Origin of the sequence: Haemophilus parainfluenzae (assembly GCF_900450995.1) — a bacterium.
GTDB lineage: Bacteria > Pseudomonadota > Gammaproteobacteria > Enterobacterales > Pasteurellaceae > Haemophilus_D > Haemophilus_D parainfluenzae_O.
In genome coordinates, this window is record NZ_UGHY01000002.1 from 1,732,648 (window position 1) to 1,756,009 (window position 23,362).

At 39.3% G+C, this 23,362-nt stretch carries 21 protein-coding genes and 2 tRNA genes; 11 read left to right on the forward strand and 12 right to left on the reverse strand.

Annotation, left to right across the window (positions count from 1 at the left end; translation table 11 throughout):
• Nucleotides 1-3 precede the first annotated feature (3 nt).
• From miaA to orn, 7 genes are all read right to left on the reverse strand, one after another.
• Nucleotides 4-957 carry a tRNA (adenosine(37)-N6)-dimethylallyltransferase MiaA gene (miaA, locus tag DX522_RS08870; RefSeq protein ID WP_115180521.1) on the reverse strand — a complete coding sequence of 318 codons (954 nt, stop codon included), beginning with the start codon at nucleotides 955-957 and terminating at the stop codon, nucleotides 4-6.
• A gap of 1 nt (nucleotide 958) precedes the next feature.
• Entirely contained in the window at nucleotides 959-2,803 is a 1,845-nt protein-coding gene (gene mutL, locus DX522_RS08875; protein ID WP_115180522.1) for a DNA mismatch repair endonuclease MutL, read from the reverse strand.
• Between the two features lie 8 nt (nucleotides 2,804-2,811).
• Nucleotides 2,812-4,425: an N-acetylmuramoyl-L-alanine amidase gene (locus DX522_RS08880; RefSeq protein WP_115180523.1), complete on the reverse strand. Its 1,614-nt coding sequence runs from the start codon at nucleotides 4,423-4,425 to the stop codon at nucleotides 2,812-2,814.
• Nucleotides 4,426-4,436: 11 nt separating this feature from the next.
• Nucleotides 4,437-4,907, reverse strand: coding sequence for a tRNA (adenosine(37)-N6)-threonylcarbamoyltransferase complex ATPase subunit type 1 TsaE (tsaE, locus tag DX522_RS08885; protein ID WP_115180524.1), 471 nt, complete (start codon nucleotides 4,905-4,907; stop codon nucleotides 4,437-4,439).
• A 115-nt stretch (nucleotides 4,908-5,022) separates the two neighbouring features.
• Nucleotides 5,023-5,098: transfer RNA gene (locus DX522_RS08890), tRNA-Gly, on the reverse strand.
• 20 nt (nucleotides 5,099-5,118) lie between these two features.
• A tRNA-Gly gene (locus DX522_RS08895) sits at nucleotides 5,119-5,194 on the reverse strand.
• A 93-nt stretch (nucleotides 5,195-5,287) separates the two neighbouring features.
• Nucleotides 5,288-5,836, reverse strand: a complete 549-nt coding sequence (gene orn, locus DX522_RS08900) for an oligoribonuclease (protein ID WP_115180525.1) — start codon at nucleotides 5,834-5,836, stop codon at nucleotides 5,288-5,290.
• 75 nt (nucleotides 5,837-5,911) lie between these two features.
• Here orn and rsgA point away from each other — a divergent pair, with 75 nt between their 5' ends.
• The 6 genes from rsgA to DX522_RS08930 all read left to right on the forward strand — a co-directional run bounded on the left by rsgA (nucleotide 5,912) and on the right by DX522_RS08930 (nucleotide 14,155).
• The gene (gene rsgA, locus DX522_RS08905) at nucleotides 5,912-6,949 is read left to right on the forward strand and encodes a small ribosomal subunit biogenesis GTPase RsgA (RefSeq protein ID WP_014065698.1); all 1,038 of its coding nucleotides are present in this window, start codon (nucleotides 5,912-5,914) and stop codon (nucleotides 6,947-6,949) included.
• A 162-nt stretch (nucleotides 6,950-7,111) separates the two neighbouring features.
• The gene (gene ptsH, locus DX522_RS08910; RefSeq protein ID WP_005695633.1) at nucleotides 7,112-7,369 is read left to right on the forward strand and encodes a phosphocarrier protein Hpr; all 258 of its coding nucleotides are present in this window, start codon (nucleotides 7,112-7,114) and stop codon (nucleotides 7,367-7,369) included.
• A 78-nt stretch (nucleotides 7,370-7,447) separates the two neighbouring features.
• Nucleotides 7,448-9,175 carry a phosphoenolpyruvate-protein phosphotransferase PtsI gene (gene ptsI / locus DX522_RS08915; RefSeq protein ID WP_115180526.1) on the forward strand — a complete coding sequence of 576 codons (1,728 nt, stop codon included), beginning with the start codon at nucleotides 7,448-7,450 and terminating at the stop codon, nucleotides 9,173-9,175.
• Nucleotides 9,176-9,234: 59 nt separating this feature from the next.
• On the forward strand, nucleotides 9,235-9,735 hold the full coding sequence (gene crr / locus DX522_RS08920; protein WP_115180527.1) for a PTS glucose transporter subunit IIA: 501 nt from the start codon (nucleotides 9,235-9,237) through the stop codon (nucleotides 9,733-9,735).
• A 72-nt stretch (nucleotides 9,736-9,807) separates the two neighbouring features.
• Nucleotides 9,808-11,007, forward strand: a complete 1,200-nt coding sequence (gene manA, locus DX522_RS08925) for a mannose-6-phosphate isomerase, class I (RefSeq protein ID WP_115180528.1) — start codon at nucleotides 9,808-9,810, stop codon at nucleotides 11,005-11,007.
• Between the two features lie 121 nt (nucleotides 11,008-11,128).
• A complete protein-coding gene (locus DX522_RS08930; protein ID WP_115180529.1) occupies nucleotides 11,129-14,155 on the forward strand; it encodes a glycoside hydrolase family 2 TIM barrel-domain containing protein in 3,027 nt (1,008 codons plus the stop codon).
• A 52-nt stretch (nucleotides 14,156-14,207) separates the two neighbouring features.
• Here the strand turns inward: DX522_RS08930 and DX522_RS08935 are convergent, their stop codons facing one another.
• The 3 genes from DX522_RS08935 to DX522_RS08945 all read right to left on the reverse strand — a co-directional run bounded on the left by DX522_RS08935 (nucleotide 14,208) and on the right by DX522_RS08945 (nucleotide 15,721).
• Nucleotides 14,208-15,029 carry an IS3 family transposase gene (locus tag DX522_RS08935; RefSeq protein ID WP_115180530.1) on the reverse strand — a complete coding sequence of 274 codons (822 nt, stop codon included), beginning with the start codon at nucleotides 15,027-15,029 and terminating at the stop codon, nucleotides 14,208-14,210.
• Nucleotides 15,014-15,367, reverse strand: coding sequence for a helix-turn-helix domain-containing protein (locus DX522_RS12060; RefSeq protein WP_115180531.1), 354 nt, complete (start codon nucleotides 15,365-15,367; stop codon nucleotides 15,014-15,016). The genes DX522_RS08935 and DX522_RS12060 overlap by 16 nt, the downstream gene beginning before the upstream one ends.
• A gap of 90 nt (nucleotides 15,368-15,457) precedes the next feature.
• A complete protein-coding gene (locus tag DX522_RS08945; protein WP_005695639.1) occupies nucleotides 15,458-15,721 on the reverse strand; it encodes a GrxA family glutaredoxin in 264 nt (87 codons plus the stop codon).
• Between the two features lie 131 nt (nucleotides 15,722-15,852).
• On the opposite strand from DX522_RS08945, the gene DX522_RS08950 reads away from it, so the two are divergent.
• Entirely contained in the window at nucleotides 15,853-16,752 is a 900-nt protein-coding gene (locus DX522_RS08950) for a RimK family alpha-L-glutamate ligase (RefSeq protein ID WP_115180532.1), read from the forward strand.
• A 37-nt stretch (nucleotides 16,753-16,789) separates the two neighbouring features.
• On the opposite strand, the gene DX522_RS08955 is transcribed toward DX522_RS08950, so the two are convergent.
• Nucleotides 16,790-17,392 carry a chalcone isomerase family protein gene (locus DX522_RS08955; RefSeq protein ID WP_115180533.1) on the reverse strand — a complete coding sequence of 201 codons (603 nt, stop codon included), beginning with the start codon at nucleotides 17,390-17,392 and terminating at the stop codon, nucleotides 16,790-16,792.
• Between the two features lie 110 nt (nucleotides 17,393-17,502).
• The gene (gene fumC, locus DX522_RS08960; protein WP_115180534.1) at nucleotides 17,503-18,897 is read right to left on the reverse strand and encodes a class II fumarate hydratase; all 1,395 of its coding nucleotides are present in this window, start codon (nucleotides 18,895-18,897) and stop codon (nucleotides 17,503-17,505) included.
• Between the two features lie 238 nt (nucleotides 18,898-19,135).
• On the opposite strand from fumC, the gene DX522_RS08965 reads away from it, so the two are divergent.
• The 4 genes from DX522_RS08965 to DX522_RS08980 all read left to right on the forward strand — a co-directional run bounded on the left by DX522_RS08965 (nucleotide 19,136) and on the right by DX522_RS08980 (nucleotide 23,360).
• The gene (locus DX522_RS08965) at nucleotides 19,136-19,567 is read left to right on the forward strand and encodes a DNA polymerase III subunit chi (protein ID WP_049364362.1); all 432 of its coding nucleotides are present in this window, start codon (nucleotides 19,136-19,138) and stop codon (nucleotides 19,565-19,567) included.
• A 70-nt stretch (nucleotides 19,568-19,637) separates the two neighbouring features.
• Nucleotides 19,638-19,955 carry a N(4)-acetylcytidine aminohydrolase gene (gene yqfB, locus DX522_RS08970; RefSeq protein ID WP_115180535.1) on the forward strand — a complete coding sequence of 106 codons (318 nt, stop codon included), beginning with the start codon at nucleotides 19,638-19,640 and terminating at the stop codon, nucleotides 19,953-19,955.
• Nucleotides 19,952-20,407, forward strand: a complete 456-nt coding sequence (locus DX522_RS08975) for a hypothetical protein (protein ID WP_115180536.1) — start codon at nucleotides 19,952-19,954, stop codon at nucleotides 20,405-20,407. The genes yqfB and DX522_RS08975 overlap by 4 nt, the downstream gene beginning before the upstream one ends.
• Before the next feature lie 88 nt (nucleotides 20,408-20,495).
• Nucleotides 20,496-23,360 carry a valine--tRNA ligase gene (locus tag DX522_RS08980; RefSeq protein WP_115180537.1) on the forward strand — a complete coding sequence of 955 codons (2,865 nt, stop codon included), beginning with the start codon at nucleotides 20,496-20,498 and terminating at the stop codon, nucleotides 23,358-23,360.
• The last annotated feature ends 2 nt before the right edge of the window (nucleotides 23,361-23,362 follow it).

Consider the following 23,362-nt stretch of genomic DNA (forward strand, 5'->3'; position numbering starts at 1 on the left):
AATTTACCCCTTAAAATGTTCGTCAATCTTGCGTAATACGATTTCTTTGGCTTGTTGCAGTTGCAGACTATTTAGCCAATTTAATGGTGTTTTCCAGCCGCGTAGCCAGGTGATTTGTCGTTTGGCTAATTGTCGAGTTGCACAAATACCGCGGAAGACCATTTCTTCATGATCATAGTCACCTCGTAAATATTCCCACATTTGACGATAGCCCACACAGCGGATAGAAGGCAAGTCAGGATGGAGATCTTCTCGTTGATAGAGTTTTTCCACTTCTTCTTGGAAGCCTAATTTGATCATTTTATGGAAACGTTGTTCAATACGTTGATGTAATACCGCACGATCTTCTGGTGCAATAGCGAATTGTAAAAATTGATAAGGCAATTCTTCGCCTTTTTGTTCGGTTAATTCCGTTAATGATTTGCCCGTTAAATAGAATACTTCTAATGCACGATTAATGCGCTGTGAATCATTTGGATTAATACGCTCTGCTGAAGTAGGATCAATTTTTTGTAATTCTTGATGAAGAGTAGGCCAGCCAAGTTCTTGAGCTTTTTCTTCAATCTCTAAGCGTAACTTTTCATCAGCAGATGGAAGGGGTGAAAGTCCCTCAATCAATGCTTTGTAATACAACATCGTGCCGCCAACCAAAAGCGGAATTTTACCTTGTGCGGTAATATCGGCCATTTCTCTGACCGCATCGTCACGAAAATTCATCGCAGAATAACTTTCAGCGGGATCTAAAATATCAATTAAGCGGTGAGGGGCAAGGGCAAGTTCTTCTTTAGAAGGCTTTGCCGTACCAATATCCATACCTTTATAAATTAATGCTGAATCGACACTGATCACTTCCACTGGCAGACTTTGACGTAATTGAATAGCAAGATCTGTTTTTCCTGAGGCCGTCGGCCCCATTAGAAAAAGTGCGGTTGGTTTGGAGTCAGTTTTTTGTGTCATATTATAAATCAGTTAAAAAAGGCTGCCAGTTAATCGGTTTCAGTAATGTATTAAATTTCTCTTGATGAGCTTTATTCAGTAAGCGTTCCGTTTCACTTAATAAGCTGACTGCATCCGCTAATACTTGAATTGGTTTCATCTCTAGCTTCTGACAAAGTGCGGTCAGAAAATCAGGCATATTTTCTAGATGTTCAGCGAGTAGGCTCACCACACATTTTTGTAAATTTTGTGTACGTAAAACCGTAGGCACTTTGTTTAGAGTGAGACGTAGCTGGGCTTCATTTTCAATAAATTCAAAACCACTTTGTTGGAAAAAAGCTTTTTGTTTTTTCCATTGTTCAAATTGTTTTTCATCTAATCGGAAAATAATCGGAATGAGCAACGGCTGTTGTGAAATTTCACCTTGTTGTAAGGTTAATTCATAATTTAAGGTTTGCAATTTAGCTAATGACATCAAATAAAACAGCTGATTTTGTTGTAAAAGCAATGCTTTATTTTCAATCAAGGCTAATGCGCGTAAATAGCCTGGTTCACTTGTCTGTGGGAGTTGTTCAACGACAGGTGCTGTTAAAACTTGAGAATTTTCCGCAGGACGTACTAATTCCCCATATACGCGTTGTTCAGTCTTTGTAGGTTGCTCGCGATAATCATATGACGGAATGTATTCACTACGATTTGAAAAGTGCGGTCGATTTTCTGATTGTTTTTCACGAGATTGATGATAATTTGAAGTGAAAATATTTTGCCCTGCTGCTGCACGATTGGGTTTTGTTTCATAGTACGTTTGATACGAAGCCGAAGGCTCTCTTGCCTCATTTATCGCTGATGCTAAATCTAATTCAGTTTGAGGAATAGCATTGAGTGCATTTGTTACGCCTTGGCAGATAAAGTCATGAATTAAGCGAGCTTGATGGAAACGAACTTCATGTTTTGTAGGGTGTACGTTGACATCGACATCATGTGGATTGAGGTCGATAAATAGCACAAATGCAGGGTATTGCTCAGTATGCAAATGCTCCGCATACGCTTGACGAATGGCGTGGGTGATCACTTTATCACGCACCATTCGTCCATTGATATAGCAATAGCTCAAATCATTTTGAGAACGTGTAAATTCAGGTGTCGCCACCCAGCCAGAAAGATGCAGATCATCATGTTTCCAATCAATGCGCAAGGCATGTTGAACAAAATCATCGCCACAAATGGCGGCAACACGTTTTAGTTGTTGTTCTTCATTCGTTGCAGGACGATATTGTCGAATCATTTTGCCGTTATGTGTGAGCGTAAAAGCAATATTGAATTTTGCTAAAGCAATTCGGCGAATGACTTCATCAATATGAGCAAATTCTGTTTTATCAGTGCGTAAGAATTTACGACGAGCAGGCGTGTTAAAAAAGAGATTCGCGACTTCAACTGTTGTGCCGACAGGATGAGAGGCGGGTTTAATTGTGGTTTCCATCTCTCGTCCCTGTGCATAGACTTGCCATGCTTCATTTTGCTCCACTGTGCGAGAGGTAAGTGTGAGACGAGAAACCGAGCTGATACTGGCAAGGGCTTCACCGCGGAAACCTAAACTTAAAATGGCTTCTAGATCATCAAGATCGGTAATTTTACTGGTTGCGTGTCGAGCCAGCGCAAGGCTTAATTCTTCTTTAGGAATGCCACTACCGTTATCTCGAATACGAATCAGACTGGCACCGCCGTTTTCAATATCAATATGAATTTTATTGGCACTGGCATCAAGGCTATTTTCCACCAATTCTTTCACCACAGAGGCAGGGCGTTCGACCACTTCACCGGCGGCAATCTGGTTAGCCAGCTGTGGAGAAAGAATTTTGATTGCCATAGGATTCCTTATTTTTCTTTAAGTTTGATTTTTTGCCCAGTTACGACTTTGTCGTTTTTCAATGTTGGGTTCAGTTTTAAAAGACGATTAACTGGTACATTGTATTCACGAGAGATAGCATAGATAGTTTGATCTGCTTTCACCGTATGGTAAAGCGGGGTTTCTTTCTTGCCATCATCTTTCTTTTCATTTCCTTTTGAAGAAGCGTCTTTTTTATCGTTGCCTTTTTTCTCTGGCTCTGTTTTAGTCTCAGCTTTTTCTTGTCTTTTATCTTTTTTAGAAACGGCTTTTTCAGCTTCAACAATTTTGCTGTTTTTCCCTTTGTCATCGGCTTTGGCTTTATCATCCGATTTAGGTTTTTCTTCTACCTTTTTACCTTTGCCGTTATCAGGAATTTTAATGGTTTCATTCAGCCAAAGTTCTTTACGTTTAAGTTTATTTAACTCAATAATTTCACTGACTTTCACATCATATTTGTTCGCCAAGCTACCAATGCTTTCACCTGGTTTTACTTTATGACGTACGCCGCTATCTTTGATATCGGAAGGGCGGTCAGATTTTTCGATGTTTTTATTTTCTTCTTTAGTTGGTTCTTCCGCTTTTTTGCCTTTGCCATTATCAGGAATCTTAATGGTTTCATTTAACCAAAGTTCTTTGCGTTTCAGTTTATTTAACTCAATGATTTCACTGACTTTGACATCATATTTGTTTGCTAAGCTACCAATGCTTTCGCCTGATTTCACTTTATGGCGAATACCGCTGTCTTTCACATCGGAAGTGCGGTCAGATTTTTCATTATTTTTGTCGTTTGATTTTATCGCTTTGGTGTCTTGCTCATCACTAGGTGGAACAGCAATCGCTTTTAAATTACCATTGCGATAAGCGACTAAGCCTTCATAAATCATATAAGCAATACGACGACGATAAGCAATGGTATTCAGTTTTTGTTCTTCTTCCATATTGGACAGGAAACCTGTTTCCACCAGAACAGAAGGAATATCGGGTGAACGCAATACGCCAAGGCTTGCATGTTGTGGCGTGCTACGACTTAATGAAGTCACGCGAGCAAAGCGACGTAAAATGCTGTTACCAAGTTCATAGCCTGTACGTTGGCTGTGACCAAATTGCAGGTCGAGTACAGTTTGATCTAAATATTTGTCATTGTTATTGGAAAGTACTTTTCCTGCACCACCTAAAAGCTCAGAGCGTTTTTCATCATCTTCTAACCATTGACCCATTTCATCGTTGGCGCGACGATTGGATAGCACCCAAACAGATGCACCACGTTGGTCTGCATTAAGAGAGGAGTCTGCATGGATAGACACGAGAAAATTCGCTTTGTATTTACGTGCAATTTCAGAGCGTTCTGGCACAGAAATGTAGTAATCGCTACTGCGTGTTAAGACGCCTTTGAAATTAGGATCTTTATCTAATAAGGCTTTTAATTCTTGCGCGATAGAAAGGGTGACATTCTTTTCATAAATGCCGAGATTTTTTCCGATTGCACCGGGATCTTTACCGCCATGGCCGGGATCAATGGCAATTGTCCATTGTGGCGCGGCAAATACGGTAGTAGAAATTAGAGAAAATATTCCAAAAAGAAACGAAAATTTTGCTTTCATGTAAGTCAGTTTTATAGTTGTGTCAAAATATGCTCACTCACTGAGTTTTGAGCAATTAGCGTAATGTTTCGAGCATCGTCGTAATAATCAATATTCACCAATAAATCAGCCTCAGGCAAAATGCCCTCACCTTTTTCTGCCCATTCGATTAAGCAGATACAATTTTGGCTGAAATAATCACGAATACCCATAAATTCTAATTCTTCGGGATCGGCAAGACGATATAAATCAAAGTGATAAATCATTTTTCCTGCAATGCTATATTCTTCCACTAACGTATAAGTAGGACTTTTGACATTGCCTTGATAGCCTAAACCTTGCACCATTCCGCGAGTCAGGGTGGTTTTCCCTGCGCCGAGGTCGCCATTGAAATAAAGCACAATAGCGTTATCTTTCGGTTGTTTTACAAGCACTTCTGCGAGTTTTTTACCAAAACGGAGCATCGTGCCTTCATCAGGAATGTATTGGGTTAATTCGGTCATTCTTAGAGTGATTTTTTAGGTTAAAGTTTCTGAGGAATTTTATCGTATTTTGAAGGGAATATGTAGGGAAAATACAATAAAAAATCCGCTGCTTTTCAGCAACGGATTGAGAATTTGGAGCGGGAAACGAGGCTCGAACTCGCGACCCCGACCTTGGCAAGGTCGTGCTCTACCAACTGAGCTATTCCCGCAGGGCATTCATGTGAAAATTTGGAGCGGGAAACGAGGCTCGAACTCGCGACCCCGACCTTGGCAAGGTCGTGCTCTACCAACTGAGCTATTCCCGCATTTCACATTGGTGAATGAGGCATCATTATACGAAAAAATTTATTCAACGCAAGCGCAGATTTCGCAAATGATTGAGTTTGCCTAAGTTTTCATCAACCCAGATTAATAAAGTGCTCACGGTAGTAAGATAACTCTTTAATTGATTCACGAATATCATCAAGCGCTAAATGAGTATTGCCTTTTTTGAACCCATCTAAAATCTCTGGTTTCCAGCGAGAAGCCAATTCTTTTAATGTACTGACATCCACATGACGATAGTGGAAATAATCCGCTAAATCAGGCATATATTTATAAAGAAAGCGTTTATCTTGTGCGATGCTGTTACCACAAATCGGTGAAGCACCTTTAGGTACCCAACGTTTTAAAAAATCTAATGTTTGTAATTCTGCTGCACGTTCGGTGAGTTTGCTCGCTTTGACACGGTCAACTAAGCCATTTGCCGTGTGGGTTTTTACGCACCATTCTGACATTTTGTTTAATAATTCATCACTTTGATGCACCGCAATCACAGGTCCTTCAGCTAAAATATTGAGATCTTTATCGGTCACAATGGTCGCGATTTCAATAATGCGTTCTTTTTCAGGATCTAATCCTGTCATTTCTAAATCGATCCAAATCAGATTTTGTTTATCTAATTGCATAATATAAGGTATCCTATAAACATTTTTAATCCCGTTTATTTTAACGAAAAACATCGGAAAAAACGACCGCACTTTATGAGCAAACGTAAACTAACGCAAAATCAAACTCGTCGAATTCAATCAAATAACGCGAAAGCCTTGCATCGCCACAAGAAGAAAGAAGTGGAATGGCAAGATGATATGCTAGGTGAAAGCCAAGATGGGGTAGTTGTTACGCGTTATTCGGTTCATGCAGATGTGGAAAATGCACAAGGGGAAATTTTCCGTTGTAATTTACGTCGTACACTTTCTAGTCTCGTGGTTGGAGATAAAGTGATTTGGCGACAAGGTAATGAACAACTTCAAGGTGTGAGTGGCGTGATTGAAGCCATTCACCCAAGACAAAATGAAATTGCTCGTCCAGATTATTATGATGGGTTGAAACCAATCGCGGCCAATATCGATCGTATTATTATTGTTTCTGCGGTTGTACCGGTACTTTCACTCAATATTATCGATCGTTATTTAGTGGTGTGTGAAAATGCGGGGATTGAACCTGTCATTGTGGTGAATAAAGGCGATTTACTGGATGCTGAGCAAGAGCAGGAAGTGGAAAGCCAGTTACAGATTTACCGTGATATTGGTTATCAGACCATCATCATTTCTGCTGAAACCGGAAAAAATATGGAAAAATTGACCGCACTTTTAAGTGACGGAACATCCATTTTTGTGGGGCAGTCAGGGGTAGGCAAATCCAGTTTAATTAACCATATTTTACCAACGGTCAATGCGCAAGTCGGTGGCATCAGTGAAACCTCAGGCTTGGGGCAACATACAACCACCTCTTCTCGTTTATATCATTTGCCACAAGGCGGCAATTTGATTGATTCACCGGGTATTCGTGAGTTTGGTTTATGGCATTTGGAGCCAGATCAAATCACCAAAGGCTATCGTGAATTTCAATATGTCTTAGGTACGTGTAAATTCCGAGATTGTAAACATTTGAATGATCCTGGCTGTGCATTACGTGAGGCAGTTGAAGCAGGTCGGATTTCACCAATACGCTATGAGAATTATCATCGCCTCATTGAAAGCTTGAGTGAGACGAAATCACAACGCCATTTTTCTGCGTAGTATATCTTTTACTCAAATTAGGTATGCAAACGTTTAAATTTTGTGATGTAGCTCAATTTTTTTTGTGTTTTGCCTTGATTATTGGGTATTTAATAGCGATACTACCGACAATTTATAGATTAGATTGCTTAAATTTTACTATTACTAAATAGAGGTAACATTATGTTCTCAAAAGATGTAGAAATTACAGCCCCTAATGGTTTACACACCCGTCCAGCAGCGCAATTTGTGAAAGAAGCAAAAGCCTTTGCTTCTGATGTAACAGTCACTTCTGGTGGAAAAAGTGCAAGTGCGAAAAGCTTATTTAAGCTACAAACCTTAGGTTTGACGCAAGGAACTGTAATCACCATCTCGGCGGAAGGTGAAGACGAACAACAAGCCGTTGAACATTTAGTAGCATTAATTCCTACTTTAGAATAATTGACGATAGCCACAGGATTCCTATTCTATGGCTATTTTTTATTTAGCCTTTAATAAATTATTTCGGAATGTAAAATTATGATTACAGGTATCCCAGCATCGCCAGGTATCGTTTTTGGTAAAGCTTTAGTATTAAAAGAAGAAAAAATTGTTCTGGATTTCCAAAAAATTTCAGAAGATCAAATCGAGTCAGAAGTTGCTCGTTTTTATGCGGGCCGTGAAGCAGCAGTTGAGCAACTTAATTCTATTCATCAACGTGCATTAAAATCTTTAGGAGAAGAAAAAGCGGCCATCTTTGAAGGCCATTTAATGATCCTTGAAGATGAAGAATTAGAAGAAGAGATTATTGATTATCTTCGTTTACATAAAGTAAATGCGAGTGTCGCTGCAAGTAAAATCATCGATCAACAGGTTGAAATGTTATCTGAAATTGATGATGAATACTTAAAAGAACGTGCAGGTGATATTCGTGATATCGGTAATCGTTTAATCAAAAATATTTTAGGTATGCACATCGTCGATCTTGGTGATATTGCCGAAGAGTCTATCCTTGTGGCTTATGATTTAACTCCATCAGAAACCGCTCAATTAAACTTAGAAAAAGTATTAGGTTTTATCACTGATATTGGTGGTAGAACCTCTCACACCTCCATTATGGCTCGTTCACTTGAATTACCGGCCATTGTTGGGACAAATGATGTCACAGCGCGAGTGAATACCGGTGATTATCTTATTTTAGATGCCGTGAACAACCGTGTTTACGTGAATCCGACTCAAGCTGAAATTGACGAATTAAAAACACTAGAAGCAAAACTTGCTGAAGAAAAAGCAGAATTAGCGAAATTAAAAGATTTACCGGCAGTGACCCTTGATGGTCATAAAGTCGAAGTGGTAGCGAATATTGGTACGATTCGCGATTGCGAAGGCGCACACCGTAATGGTGCAGAAGGGGTAGGTTTATACCGTACAGAATTCCTCTTTATGGATCGTGATCAATTACCAAGCGAAGAAGAGCAATTCATTGCTTATAAAGAAGTGGTTGAAGCAATGGAAGGGCGTCTAGTGGTATTACGTACCATGGATATCGGTGGTGATAAAGAGCTCCCATATTTAAATTTACCAAAAGAAATGAACCCATTTCTTGGATGGCGTGCAATCCGTATTGCCCTTGATCGTCGTGAGATTTTACATGCGCAATTAAGAGCGGTATTACGTGCTTCTGCATTTGGTAAACTAGCCGTGATGTTCCCGATGATTATTTCGGTAGAAGAAATTCGTGAGTTAAAATCTGTGCTTGAAAGGTTAAAAGCCGAATTACGTGCAGAAGGTAAGGCTTTTGATGAAAGCATTCAAGTAGGTGTCATGGTTGAAACGCCATCTGCAGCAGTGAATGCGAAATTCTTAGCGAAAGAAGTAGATTTCTTTAGTATTGGTACAAACGATTTAACCCAATATACCTTAGCCGTTGACCGTGGTAACGAATTAATTTCTCACTTATACAATCCAATGTCACCTTCAGTGCTTGGTTTGATTAAACAAGTGATTGATGCCTCTCATGCTGAAGGTAAATGGACTGGTATGTGTGGTGAGTTAGCTGGTGATGAACGTGCGACCTTATTGTTACTTGGTATGGGCTTAGATGAATTTAGTATGAGTGCCATTTCAGTACCACATATCAAGAAATTAGTGCGTCATGTGAGTTACCAAGAGGCGAAAGCATTGGCAGATGAAGCATTACAAAAACCAACCGCAGCTGAAATTGAGCAATTAATTCAAGCTTTTTTAGCAGAAAAGTCGTTAAACTAGATACAAAAACAGAGTTTTACGTTAAAATACCAGCCATCTTTAATAGATAGGAGATTAAAATGGGCTTATTTGACAAATTATTTGGTTCAAAAGAAAACAAATCAGTGGAAGTAGAAATTTATGCGCCACTTTCTGGTGAGATTGTGAATATCGAAGATGTACCAGATGTTGTTTTCTCTGAAAAAATCGTGGGTGATGGTATCGCGATTCGCCCAACAGGTAACAAAATTGTTGCGCCTGTTGATGGTGTAATTGGTAAAATTTTTGAAACTAATCATGCTTTCTCAATGGAATCAAAAGAGGGAGTTGAATTATTTGTTCACTTCGGTATTGATACTGTTGAGTTGAAAGGTGAAGGGTTTACCCGAATTGCTCATGAAGGCCAAAACGTAAAACGTGGTGATACAATTATTGAATTTTATTTACCAACATTAGAATCAAAAGCCAAATCAGTTTTAACACCAGTGGTTATCTCTAACATGGATGAAATTTCATCTATTGAGAAAAAATCGGGCGAAGCGATTGCTGGAGAATCTATTGTTCTAACTTTAAAGAAATAAGATTCACTGATTAAAAGATCCGCTTTAAATGAGCGGATTTTTTTATACTTATTCTTTTTGAGGAAGGTAAAAATGATTTATCGATTAACGGGCCAAGTACAGCATTATGCATGGGGCGGAAAAAACTATATTGCCTCACTGATTGGATTATATTTAGCGAAAGATCAACCTTGTGCTGAATGGTGGTTAGGCGCGCATCCATCAGCACCTTCTGAAATTGAGAATGTAACAGGTAAACAATCCCTTATTGAATTTTTATCGCAAAATCCGACCGCACTTGGGCAAGCAAGCCGCCAGCAATTTGGTGATGAACTCCCTTATTTGTTAAAAATTTTAGATGTTGAAAAACCGTTGTCGATTCAATTGCATCCAACTAAAGCACAAGCTGAAAAGGGATTTGAGGCTGAAAATGCAAAAGGTGTATCACTCACTGATAGCACACGGACTTATAAAGACCGAAATCACAAACCAGAAATGATGATTGCCTTATCTGATTTTTGGCTTTTACATGGTTTTAAAACAAAATCTCAAATACTTGCCACATTAAATGTGCGCCCCTCTTTGCAACCTTTGGCTGAGAAACTTGGCACACAAAACCTTGCTGAATTTTATGCGGATGTAATGTTGGCGGATCAATCCACGCTCGCAAATTGGCTATTACCTATTATTGAAGCTAACCAACAGCCTTATAAAAATGGCGAGTTGGCGTTAGATAACCCTGATTATTGGGTGCTATATACGATGGAAGCCATGGCGATTTCACCTGAAAAATTAGATGCAGGCTTAGTGTGTTTTTATCTCTTTAATATTGTGCATTTAAAAGAAGGAGAGGGCATTTTCCAAGATGCGGGTATTCCTCATGCTTATCTTCGCGGACAAAACGTGGAGTTAATGGCCTGTTCTGACAATGTGATTCGTGGTGGCTTAACACCAAAATATGTCGATATTGTCGAATTATTAAAAATTGTGGATTGTCGTGAAGTAACACCTCAAATTATCTCAGCGGCACCTCAAAATCAGTCAGAATTTACTTATAAAACGCCAGTAAACGATTTTGCTTTAGCTCAAATTCGTGTTGAACCAGAACAGCATACTAAAGTAAATCTTCAAAGTGCGGGTATTTTGTTAGTGATGCGAGGCGAGCTAAAAATACAAGAAAAATCAGCTACACTTACCTTGAAACAAGGTGAGTCAGCATTCATTACAGCGGATTCTAACGTTGAGATAATGAGTGAAAAAGGCGGTTATGTCTTCTTGGCAAAATTGCCATAAAAATTAATGTGATAAGTATCACGATTTGTAAACTTATCGCTAGATTAGTCGAAGATTTTAGGTATAGTGAGCGTCATTCAGGCGCCCTTTTTTATGTGTCTAAATTGCATTGGGAGTTTTTATGTTGTTGCCTCGCTATTTTGAAGATCCGCAAACCTTGCACGTGAATACCACACCACATCACGCTTATTTTATTCCTTTTTCTTCAACTGAAAGTGCGGTCAAAAAGACACGAGAATTTTCCCCTTACTTTACCTTACTAAATGATGAATGGGATTTTGCTTATTTTGAAAGCTATACTCACTTGCCTCAAGATTTCCTTCATTTTTCCTTTACGGATAAAATCCCCGTTCCTTCCAATTGGCAAAATTATGGTTACGATAATCATCAATATACCAACGTAAATTATCCTTTCCCTTTTGATCCCCCTTATGTGCCCATTGAAAATCCTTGTGGTTTGTATCATCGCGTTTTTAATGTCGAAATCAATGCCGAAAAACGGTATCTCTTAAATTTTGAAGGGGTAGATAGCTGCTTATTTGTCTATGTGAATCAACAATTTGTGGGCTACAGCCAAATTAGTCATTGCACCAGTGAATTTGATATCACTGACTTTTTACAACAAGGGGAAAACCACTTACATGTTCTCGTGTTGAAATGGTGTGATGGCAGTTACTTGGAAGACCAAGACAAATTCCGAATGTCTGGTATTTTCCGAGATGTTTATCTATTAGAACGAGAAAAAAATTACTTACAAGATTTCTTCATTCAAACGCAATTTAATCAAGAATTTACCAAGGCTCGATTACATGTGGCCTGTCAGTTTACAGAATGTGAACAACCTATTTCTTGGCAATTATTTGATCCTCAAGGTAAATTGATAACTGAACAAGAGGGACATGCTTTTCATGCTGAAATTGAAAGTGCACAATTATGGCATGCGGAGAACCCTCGTTTATACACGTTGATTTTGCAATATGGATCAGAGGTGATTTGCCAAAAGGTCGGCTTGCGTCATATCGAAGTGAAGAATGGGGTAATGTTATTTAATGGGCAAGCGATTAAGTTTAAAGGTGTTAATCGCCATGATAGCGATCTGAAAACGGGTTATGTCATTAGTCGAGAACAAGCATTGCAAGATTTACGCTTAATGAAACAGCATAATTTTAATGCCATTCGCACAGCGCATTATCCTAATGCCCCTTGGTTTACAGAATTGTGTGATGAATATGGTTTTTATGTGATTGCGGAAAGTGATATTGAATCACACGGCACGAATGCAGTCTATGTTGAGTCACCCGAAACCAGTATTTTGTTAGGGGTAAAAACAGAGATTGATCATGAAGCAATTCGTCAAAAAACAATCGACAATTATTGCTATATGGCTCGAAGCCCTGAATTTAATCAAGCCATTTTAGACCGCACTTATGCCAATATTGAGCGAGATAAAAATCGGCCTTCTGTTGTGATTTGGTCATTGGGAAATGAAAGTGGCTACGGTGAGAATTTTGAGCAAGCGGCCGCTTGGGTAAAACAACGTGATCCAAGTCGTTTAGTGCATTATGAAAATGCGATCTTTCAACATTCAGCCCATCAAAATGATACATCCAATTTAGATTTTCATAGCGAAATGTACACCAGCACGGAAGAATTGGATGCTTATTTTGCCGATGCCCAAAATCAAAAGCCGTATCTTTTCTGTGAATATTTGCATGCGATGGGGAATTCTTGCGGGGACACGGAAGATTATTTCCAAACTATGGAACGACATGCAGGCGCTTGTGGTGGATTTGTGTGGGAGTGGTGTAATCATTCGCCTTATTTGCCAAATTCAAGCAAGATGGGCTATGGCGGGGATTTTAATGACACACCGAATGACGGTAATTTTTGTGCCGATGGATTAGTGACGGCAGACCGTCAAATTCAAAGCAATTTGTTGGAATACAAAAATGTGTATCGTCCACTTCGTGCTACCTTAAAAAATGGTCATGTTGAACTCAAAAATTATTTGGATTTTACAGATGCGGCAGAGGCCATTTCGATTCATTATCAAATCACCGAAGATTTTGCTGTTATACAAGAAGGTCAAATAGATGATTTAAACATTGCGCCAAAATCAACCGCACTTTTGCCTTTAATATTGCCAACAAGTAGCGGTTCATTACAAATGTTGACCTTAACCTATCATCAAAAAACAGAAGCAGGTTTAATTCCCCGAGGCTATTGTTTGGGATTTGATCAGATTATTTTGTCGGCGCAATCACAATTATCCACAAATGAACTCAAATCAAATATCCAATCAATTTCTGTTTCAGAATATGCCAATTTAATTTCAGTTAAAGCGGCAGATATTGAATACCAGTTTGATCAATATAAAGGCACTATTCAACAAATTAGCAAAGATGGCGAGCCTTGGTTAAATCAACCAGCCGATTTTAATATTTGGCGAGCGCCTTTGGATAACGATAGTTTAATGAAAGCACATTGGCTTGCTGCAGGTTACGATCGTGCGACGAGTCGTGTTTATGATTACCGTTTAACCAAGCAGGAAAGTGCGGTTGAAATTACCTTTAAATTAGGATTGGTTGCCGTATCAAAAGCACGAATTTTGACATTGAATGTAGTGTATCGTATTGAACAAAATGGATTACTTCGTATCAATATTCATGCTGAAAAACAACCGCATTTGCCATTCTTACCACGCTTTGGCTTGCGTTTCTTCCTTAATCAAGGATTCAATCAAGTGGAGTATGTAGGCTATGGACCAACGGAAAGTTATCTGGATAAACATCACGCCACGACTTTTGGTCGTTATAAGACAACGCCAGAAAGTAATCATGTGCCTTACTTAAAACCACAAGAAAATGGCAGTCACTATGGTTGTCGTGAACTGAAGGTGGCGAATTTGTCAGATTGCTTTACCGTGCAAAGTGGTATGTCTTTTAGTATGAATATTTCCCCTTATTCTCAAGAAGAATTGGGCAGTAAAAAGCACCAATATGATTTGGAGAAAAGTAGCAGTACGATCTTGTGTGTGGATTATAAAATGAGTGGAGTAGGTTCCAATTCTTGTGGACCCGCGTTAAAAGCGCAATATCGTTTGAATGAAACAGAATGGGATTGGGCAATCTCGTTGCAAATTAAATAAGATGAAATATAAAAGTGCGGTTAAAATGATCTGACCCCAAAAAGTTAGACTGTTATTTAAAGGATTGTTTTCGATATTGTATCGGACTCAGTCCTTTTAATTTTAGTTGAATCCGTCGATGATTATAGTAATCCAAATAATCTCTGACAGCATCAACTATCTCTTCTTTTGTTTTAAATTCCCGACCATAAAAACATTCCGTTTTTAATCGCCCAAAGAAACTTTCCATCGCGGCGTTATCTAAGCAATTCCCTTTTCTCGACATACTTTGAATGATGCCATGTTCAGCCAAGATTCGACGATAAGCTACCATTTGATATTGCCAGCCTTGGTCTGAATGCAAAATGACACCACAAGCCTTATTTAATCCTTTGACGGCTTGCATTAACATGTCCTCTACTTGTGCCCAGTTTAGGGAATAGCTGAGATTATATGAAACTATCTCATTGTTAAATAAGTCTAAAATTGGAGATAAATAGACTTTACTCCCATCTTTCGCCTTAAACTCTGTGATATCGGTCACCCATTTTTGTTTCGGGGCCGTTGCACTAAAATCGCGTTCAAGATGATTCGGTGCAATCACCCCTATCGTGCCTCGATAGGTCGTAAATTTCTTGCTTTTTCTTGACTGCACTTGAAGCCCAAGTGTCTGCATTAAACGTTGAACTTTTTTATGATTCACGCCTGGCAAGCTGGCATGAACTCGTCGGTAGCCATAATCAGGATGATTGGCTTTGATGCGTTTAATGGCCTTTTTCAGCTGCTCATCCTTATCCGGTTTAATCTGAAGTTTAGCAAAAAACGTACTACGCGCTAACTGTGCAAAACCTAAAAGCCATTTTAACGGATAGCGTGTTCTTAACCTTTGGATAATTTCCGTTGCTCGGCTTCGTCCTGAAGTCTGAGCCTTCTCAACTCCTTTAGGTAGGCCACCTCCGCTTCAAGCTGTAAAATTCTCAGGCGTAAACGGTCTTCTTCAGTTTTGGGTGGCGGTGGCATTTTTGCATATTTGGGTTTCATCGGCGGTCGTCCTGATGGTTTACGGGGAATCAGTCCTTTTATGCCACTTTTTTCAAACCGTTTCAACCATGTCCCGACTAAGGCGTTGGAAGGAATATTGTAAAAACGCGCGGCTTCTCTAATACTCATTTTCTCATTCAAAATAGGTTGGAGAGCCTGTAATTTAAATTCGATTGTGTAGTGTTTACCCATAAAAAAATCTGCACCTCAATTGTTGGTTTGTTGAGTCCAACTTTTGGGGTGCAGATCAAATTGACCGCTCTTTTATATTTTTAGCAATAATTAAGCCACAACGTTAAATTGTTCTTTCATTAATGCTTCGAAATCAGTGCAACCACCGATTGGTTTTTCATCGATAAAGATTTGTGGCACAGTTTCCACTTCTTTACCGACAGATTTTGATAAATCTGCTTTAGAAATACCTTCAGCGATAATATCTACATAGCGATAATCGAAATCCGCTACTTCACCTTTTAATTTTTCAGCAAGGTTTTTTGCACGTACACAATAAGGGCAGCCTGGACGACCAAAAATAACTACGAACATAAAATTTTCCTTTTATTTAAATAAAAATTCACCCTAATTCTACTCTATTTCCACAAAAGCAGAAATCATTTTTCAGGATTATTGTGATTGGTGTAATATATCAACACCTCTTTTCATAAGGATATAGCTGAATGAAATTATTGATGCTTTGCCGTGAGCCTCGCCTTTATAGCTGCCAGCGTTTAAAAGAAGCAGCAGAAAGTTGCGGGCATCAAATGGATATTTTGGATCCTAATCGTTGCATTTTAAAACTCGACAAAAATCAACCGCACTTTTCTTTGTATTATCAACAAAATGCAGAAAGTGAGCTTTATTTATTGCCTGATTATGATGCTGTACTACCACGCTTTGGGACGACAAGCACCCAAATGGGGTGTGCAGTATTGCGACATTTCCAAGGAAAAGGCGTCTATTGCCTTAATAAAGAACAAGCATTTTTAGCCGCACGCGATAAATGGCGTAGTTTGCAGATATTATTGGAGCAAGGTATTGCAATACCAAATTCAGTCTTATCCGGTTGTGAAGTTGATCCTAAACAAGCCATTAAGCAAATAACCGCTCCAGTGATTATTAAAACCTTAAAAGGTTCACAAGGTATTGGGGTGATCTTGGCTGACCGTCCACAAAGTGCGGTCAGTATTTTAGAAACGTTAAAAGATGCGAATGTCCCTGTTTTGTTACAAGATTTTGTCGAAGAGGCAAAAGGGACTGATATTCGCTGTTTTGTGATCGGTGATAAAGTGGTCGCCACAATGCAGCGTATTGGACAAGATGGTGAGTTTCGTGCAAATTTTCACCGTGGTGGCGCAGCAGAAAAAATTAAACTCACTGAAGAGGAAAAATCTATTGCCATTCGAGCCATTAAAGCCTTAGGGCTTGTTGTAGCTGGTGTTGATTTGATTCGTTCAAAAGAAGGTTTATTGGTGCTTGAAGTAAATGCTAGCCCAGGGTTAGAAATGATTGAGAAAACCAGTGGCATTGATATTGCATTGCAGATGATCTTGTTTTTAGAACAGCAAGTGAAACAATAAAAAAAAGGGCGAATCATATCATGTTCGCCCTTGTTGTTTATCCTTTTGCGTCTTGTTTAAAATCGTAATTTGGTGGTAATTCCGGCGTCGTATTTTCTTCATCAAAAGGCTCGCTTGCGGGTTGATGTTGAAATTCTTTGCTATCGTGAGCCGGTTTTTCTTTACCTAATAATTGAGGTTGTAATTTGATAAAACTACTTTTATCTGAAAGCCATACATCAATAAACGCTTGTGTGAATTTTTGATCGAATTCATGATCTAACACGGTATCATTCAACACAAAATAGCCTTTATCCGCTAAGGCAACAAAATTTAAGATGTCGTTTGGTGAAAAATCAGGGAAGATTTCCTGCATTTTTTTGAGCCATGCCGTAGTGTCATCTTTACTTAAATTTTGTGATTCCATTTCTTTGGTTAAAGCAATGGCAAAATTTTTCCCTTCAACTGGTTTTTCATATTTAATCGAAAACATTAACGGACGTTCATTTTTTTCATAGGAACCCGTTTCAGAATATAAGCCGACAGTATAAACATGGAATGGCCCCCATGTGTATTCAGCATTGCCGACCGGTTGCCATTGGGCAAAAAGTGCGGGGGAAAATAAGGCTGAAATGGCAGCAATAATAAATTTCAGTTTCATAGTTTTTTCATGTCAAAAATATTACCGTGATTATAACAAAAAAGTCCTTTAAAAAAACACAAATAAAAAGGCAGGTATACCTGCCTTTGACATCAAATTATTGGGGGAGTTTATTTTAAGCTACCCACCATATCTTCAGGACGAACCCATTTGTCGAAATCTTCGGCTGAAACTAAGCCTAAGTTAATCGCTTCTTCACGTAAGGTTGTACCATTTTTGTGTGCAGTTTTTGCAATTTTCGCTGCATTTTCGTAACCGATATGGGTATTAAGTGCGGTTACTAACATCAATGAATTTTCCAATTGTTGTTTAATGCGAGGGTAGTTCGGTTGAATACCGGTTGCGCAGTGTTCATCAAATGATACGCAAGCATCACCCAATAATTGTGCAGATTGTAAGAAATTCGCCACCATGACAGGGTTAAATACGTTTAATTGGAAATGACCTTGTGAGCCAACGAACGCGATAGTAGTATCGTTACCGAATACTTGCGCACACACCATGGTTAACGCTTCACATTGAGTAGGGTTCACTTTACCTGGCATGATGGAAGAACCTGGTTCATTTTCAGGAATTAAGATTTCACCGATACCAGAACGAGGGCCTGATGCTAATAAACGAATGTCGTTTGCAATTTTGAATAAGCTCATCGCTAATTGTTTAATTGCACCATGTGTTTCCACAATCGCATCGTGAGCTGCTAACGCTTCAAATTTGTTTTCAGCAGTCACGAATGGTAAGCCAGTGAATTTTGCGATGTAATCCGCCACTTTCACATCATAGCCTTTTGGTGTGTTCAAACCAGTACCCACTGCAGTACCACCAAGTGCTAATTGGCTTAAGTGCGGAAGGGTGTTTCTTAGTGCGCGTAAACCGAAATCTAATTGTGCGGCGTATGCAGAGAACTCTTGACCTAATGTCAATGGGGTGGCATCCATTAAGTGAGTACGGCCAATTTTTACCACATCTTTAAATTCTGCTGATTTTTGTGCGAACGTTTTTTGTAGACGTTCCACACAAGGAATGGTGTGTTCAACCACTTTTTTGTATGCGGCAATGTGCATCGCAGTTGGGAAAGTGTCATTTGAAGATTGTGATTTGTTTACATCATCGTTTGGATGGATGAATGATTTTTCACCTAATTTACCGCCATGTAAAACGTGAGCACGGTTCGCTACCACTTCGTTCACGTTCATGTTTGATTGTGTACCTGAACCAGTTTGCCAAATGACTAATGGGAATTGGTCGTCTAATTTCCCTGCCAGGATTTCATCACAGGCGGTCGCGATTAAATCACGTTTCTCTGCAGGTAATACACCTAAATCAGAGTTTGCGAAAGCAGCGGCTTTTTTCAAATAACCAAACGCTTCAATAATTTCGTGCGGCATAGAGGCAGCCGGACCAATTTTGAAGTTGTTACGGGAACGTTCGGTTTGTGCTGCCCAGTATTTATCTGCAGGAACTTGAACTTCGCCCATAGTGTCTTTTTCAATACGAAATGCCATGTGATACTCCTATCATCGAAAATAAAAATAAATCTTCGAAATTCTAACACCTACGAGTTATGAATGGAATGTAACATAAAGGTTAAAAGTTACTTTTGTGATGTAGATCATAAAAGTGCGGTAAAAAATTTCCGTGTTTTTTCTATTTACGTTAATCACTTTGTTGATGATTTATTTTTTAGTGCTTTTTTGATAAAATTCGCCAGTTTACAAAACGATAAATGGGGAAGTCACAATCATGGCAAAAAACGCACAATTTTATCTCTTAAATCCAGAAAAGAAGATAACCGTTGAGCAACTTGCCTGTGATCTTGCCGCTCAAGCGTGGCGTTTAGGCAAGCGAGTTTTAATCGCGTGCGAAACAGAAGAGCAAGCATTTTTAATTGATGAAGCATTATGGCAACGGGATCCGAATGAGTTTGTTCCTCATAATCTTTCAGGCGAAGCAACACAATATGCACCGCCAATTGAGATTAGTTGGAAAGGCAAACGCAATGCCCAACGTCGTGACTTACTGATCAATTTGCAAATGGAAGTGCCGGATTTTAGCCACAGCTTTACACAATTAATTGATTTTGTACCGGTAGAAGAAACGCAAAAAGCTCAAGCGCGTGAACGTTATAAACAACTGAGACAGTTAGGCTGGACGTTGAGCACGGAGCAGGTATAACGATATAAAAAAAACTCTTTGCCAAAGAGAGGGATGGTTACAAAAAACACTTAAAAATTGACCGCACTTTATGAACGATATTACCTTTTATCAACGCTTCGAAGCCGATATTCTCGCAGGACGTAAAACCATCACCATTCGAGATAAATCCGAAAGCCACTTTAAAGCAGGTGATATTTTGCGTGTTGGGCGCTTTGAGGATAATCAATATTTTTGCACCATTGAAGTGTTAAGTGTATCGCCGATTACTCTTGATGAACTGACAGAGCAGCATGCGAAGCAGGAAAATATGGAGTTGGATGAATTGAAAGAGGTGATTCAGAGGATTTATCCAAGGGAAATAGAATTTTATTTAATTGAATTTAAATTATTGAAGGAAATGTTATGAATAAGCCATCATGTTTGTCTAGGATTAATTTTGTCATTTTATTATTTTTGCTTTGCACTTATTTAGGTTTTATAAATCCTAAAAGTTGGATTGATAATATACATAGCAAATCAGGAATAGAGGTTATCACCCCAATTCAAGCATTAGAAAACAAAGTTACAGAACTCAAAAGAACAGTTGATACTAGTAATGTTTTTTGGGGAAACGAATATCATAACTTAATTACTAAAGAAGAGTTCAATAAGTACCAACATCTGTCAAAAAGTACTGTCGATTGGATTATAGGCTCAATTAAAAATCTACAAGGTAATATAAATTTGAGTAACCAAATTGCTTATTGGAGGTCTGAATATGAAAAAAAATATTGTGATGATAACAATTATATTAATAGAGATGTATGTAAGAACATAAATACGCATTTGTTTAATTTAGAACAAAAGTTATCAAAATAATAGGTATTTGTAGGGTGCGCGTAAGTGCACCATATTTGAAAATAATTTGGTGTACTTACGCGCACCCTACCTAAAGAAGAGAGCAACAATGACACAAAAATTTGAAATGGCAGACCGTTTTAATCCGTCTGCGGTAGAACAAGCCCTTTATCAACATTGGGAAGAGAGCGGTTATTTTAAACCGTCTGAAAATGAAAATGCGCCGAGCTATTGCATTGCAATTCCACCACCGAACGTAACAGGTTCTTTGCACATGGGGCACGCTTTCCAACAAACCTTAATGGATACCTTAATCCGTTTTAACCGTATGGAAGGGCATAACACCTTATGGCAAGCGGGTACAGACCACGCGGGTATTGCGACCCAAATGGTGGTGGAACGTAAAATCGCGGCAGAAGAAGGTAAAACTCGCCATGATTATGGTCGTGAAGCGTTCATCAACAAAATTTGGGATTGGAAAGCCTATTCTGGCGGCACAATCAGCCAACAAATGCGCCGTTTAGGTAACTCAATCGACTGGGAACGTGAGCGTTTCACCATGGATGACGGTTTATCTAATGCAGTAAAAGAAGTGTTTGTTCGTTTGCACGAAGAAGGCTTGATTTACCGTGGTAAACGTTTGGTAAACTGGGATCCAAAACTTCATACCGCAATTTCTGACTTAGAAGTAGAAAACAAAGAGAGCAAAGGTTCCCTTTGGCATTTCCGTTATCCATTAGCAAACGGTGCGAAAACGGCAGATGGTAAAGATTATGTAGTGGTGGCAACCACCCGTCCAGAAACCATGTTGGGCGATACGGCTGTGGCGGTGCATCCTGAAGATGAGCGTTATCAATCTTTAATCGGTAAAACGGTGGTTCTGCCGTTGGCAAATCGTGAAATTCCAATTATTGCCGATGAATACGTCGATCGTGAATTTGGTACTGGTGTGGTGAAAATTACTCCAGCGCACGACTTTAACGACTACGAAGTCGGTAAACGTCACAGCTTGCCGATGGTTAATGTCTTAACCTTAAATGCGGATATCCGTGCTGAAGCAGAAATTATTGGTACTGATGGCAAACCACTTGTAGGCTATGAAGCGACGATTCCTGCTGATTACCGTGGCTTAGAGCGTTTTGCTGCCCGTAAGAAAATCGTGGCAGATTTTGAAGCACTAGGTTTATTAGACGAAATTAAACCGCACTATTTGAAAGTGCCTTATGGCGACCGTGGCGGCGTGCCGATTGAGCCTATGCTAACCGACCAATGGTATGTGAGCGTGAAACCGCTTGCTGATGTGGCGATTAAAGCGGTGGAAGACGGCGAAATTCAATTTGTGCCGAAACAATATGAAAACCTTTACTTCTCTTGGATGCGTGATATTCAAGATTGGTGTATTTCTCGCCAACTTTGGTGGGGACACCGTATTCCGGCGTGGTATGACGCAGAAGGAAACGTTTATGTCGCGCGTAACGAAGCAGAAGTGCGGTCAAAATACAACTTAGATTCTGCGGTTGAACTCAAACAAGATGAAGACGTGTTAGACACCTGGTTCTCATCAGGTTTATGGACGTTCTCTACCTTAGGCTGGCCAGAGCAAACTAAAGAACTCAAAATGTTCCACCCAACGGATGTGTTAATCACCGGCTTCGACATCATCTTCTTCTGGGTTGCACGTATGATTATGTTTACGATGCACTTCGTGAAAGATGAAAATGGCAAACCACAAGTGCCATTCAAAACCGTGTACGTAACGGGCTTAATCCGTGATGAACAAGGTCAAAAAATGTCGAAATCGAAAGGTAACGTGCTTGACCCAATCGATATGATTGACGGTATCAGCCTTGAAGATTTACTTGAAAAACGTACTGGCAATATGATGCAGCCGCAATTAGCAGAGAAAATTGCTAAAGCAACGCGCAAAGAATTTGCTGAAGGTATTTCAGCTCACGGTACAGACGCATTGCGTTTCACATTAGCCGCATTGGCTTCAAACGGCCGTGATATCAACTGGGATATGAAACGTTTAGAGGGCTACCGTAACTTCTGTAATAAATTGTGGAATGCAAGTCGTTTTGTATTAACAAATGAAAAATTAGATTTAAGCGAAGGCGAGATCGAATTCTCATTAGCCGATCGTTGGATTCAATCGGAATTTAATCGCACAGTGGAAACTTTCCGTAATTCATTAAGCCAATATCGTTTCGATCTTTGTGCCAATGCGATTTATGAGTTTACTTGGAACCAATTCTGCGACTGGTATTTGGAATTGACTAAACCGGTATTTGCAAGTGGCAATGCAGCACAAATCCGTGCGGCAAGCCAAACTTTGGTTCATGTGTTAGAAAAATTATTACGTTTAGCGCATCCGCTTATTCCATTTATTACCGAAGAAATTTGGCAAAAAGTGAAAGGATTCGTGGACATTACTGCTTACAGCATTATGCTACAACCTTTCCCACAAGTGGAAGAGAACGGCTTTGATCCTGAAGCAGAAGCTGAAATTGAGTGGTTAAAAGAAGTGATCGTTGCGGTACGTAATATTCGAGCAGAAAGCAACATCGCACCAAGCAAAGGCTTAGATTTGTTATTCCGTAATTTAAGTGCAGAAAATGCAAAAATTCTCGAAAAACAGACCGCTCTTTTAAAAGCGATGGCGAAATTAGACAACGTTCAAGTGTTAGCCGTAAACGAAACAGCACCACTTGCGGTAGCGAAACTTGTTGGCAATGCTGAATTGCTCGTCCCAATGGCTGGCTTTATCAATAAAGAAGCAGAGCTTGCCCGTTTAACCAAAGAGATTGAAAAATATCAAAATGAAGTTAAACGTATCGAGAACAAACTCAGCAACGAAGCTTTCGTGGCTAAAGCACCTGAAGCAGTGATTACGAAAGAACGTGAAAAACAAGCGGAATACCAATCTGGATTAGAAAAAATCCAAGAGCAATATAAAGCGATTGAAGCGTTGTAGTC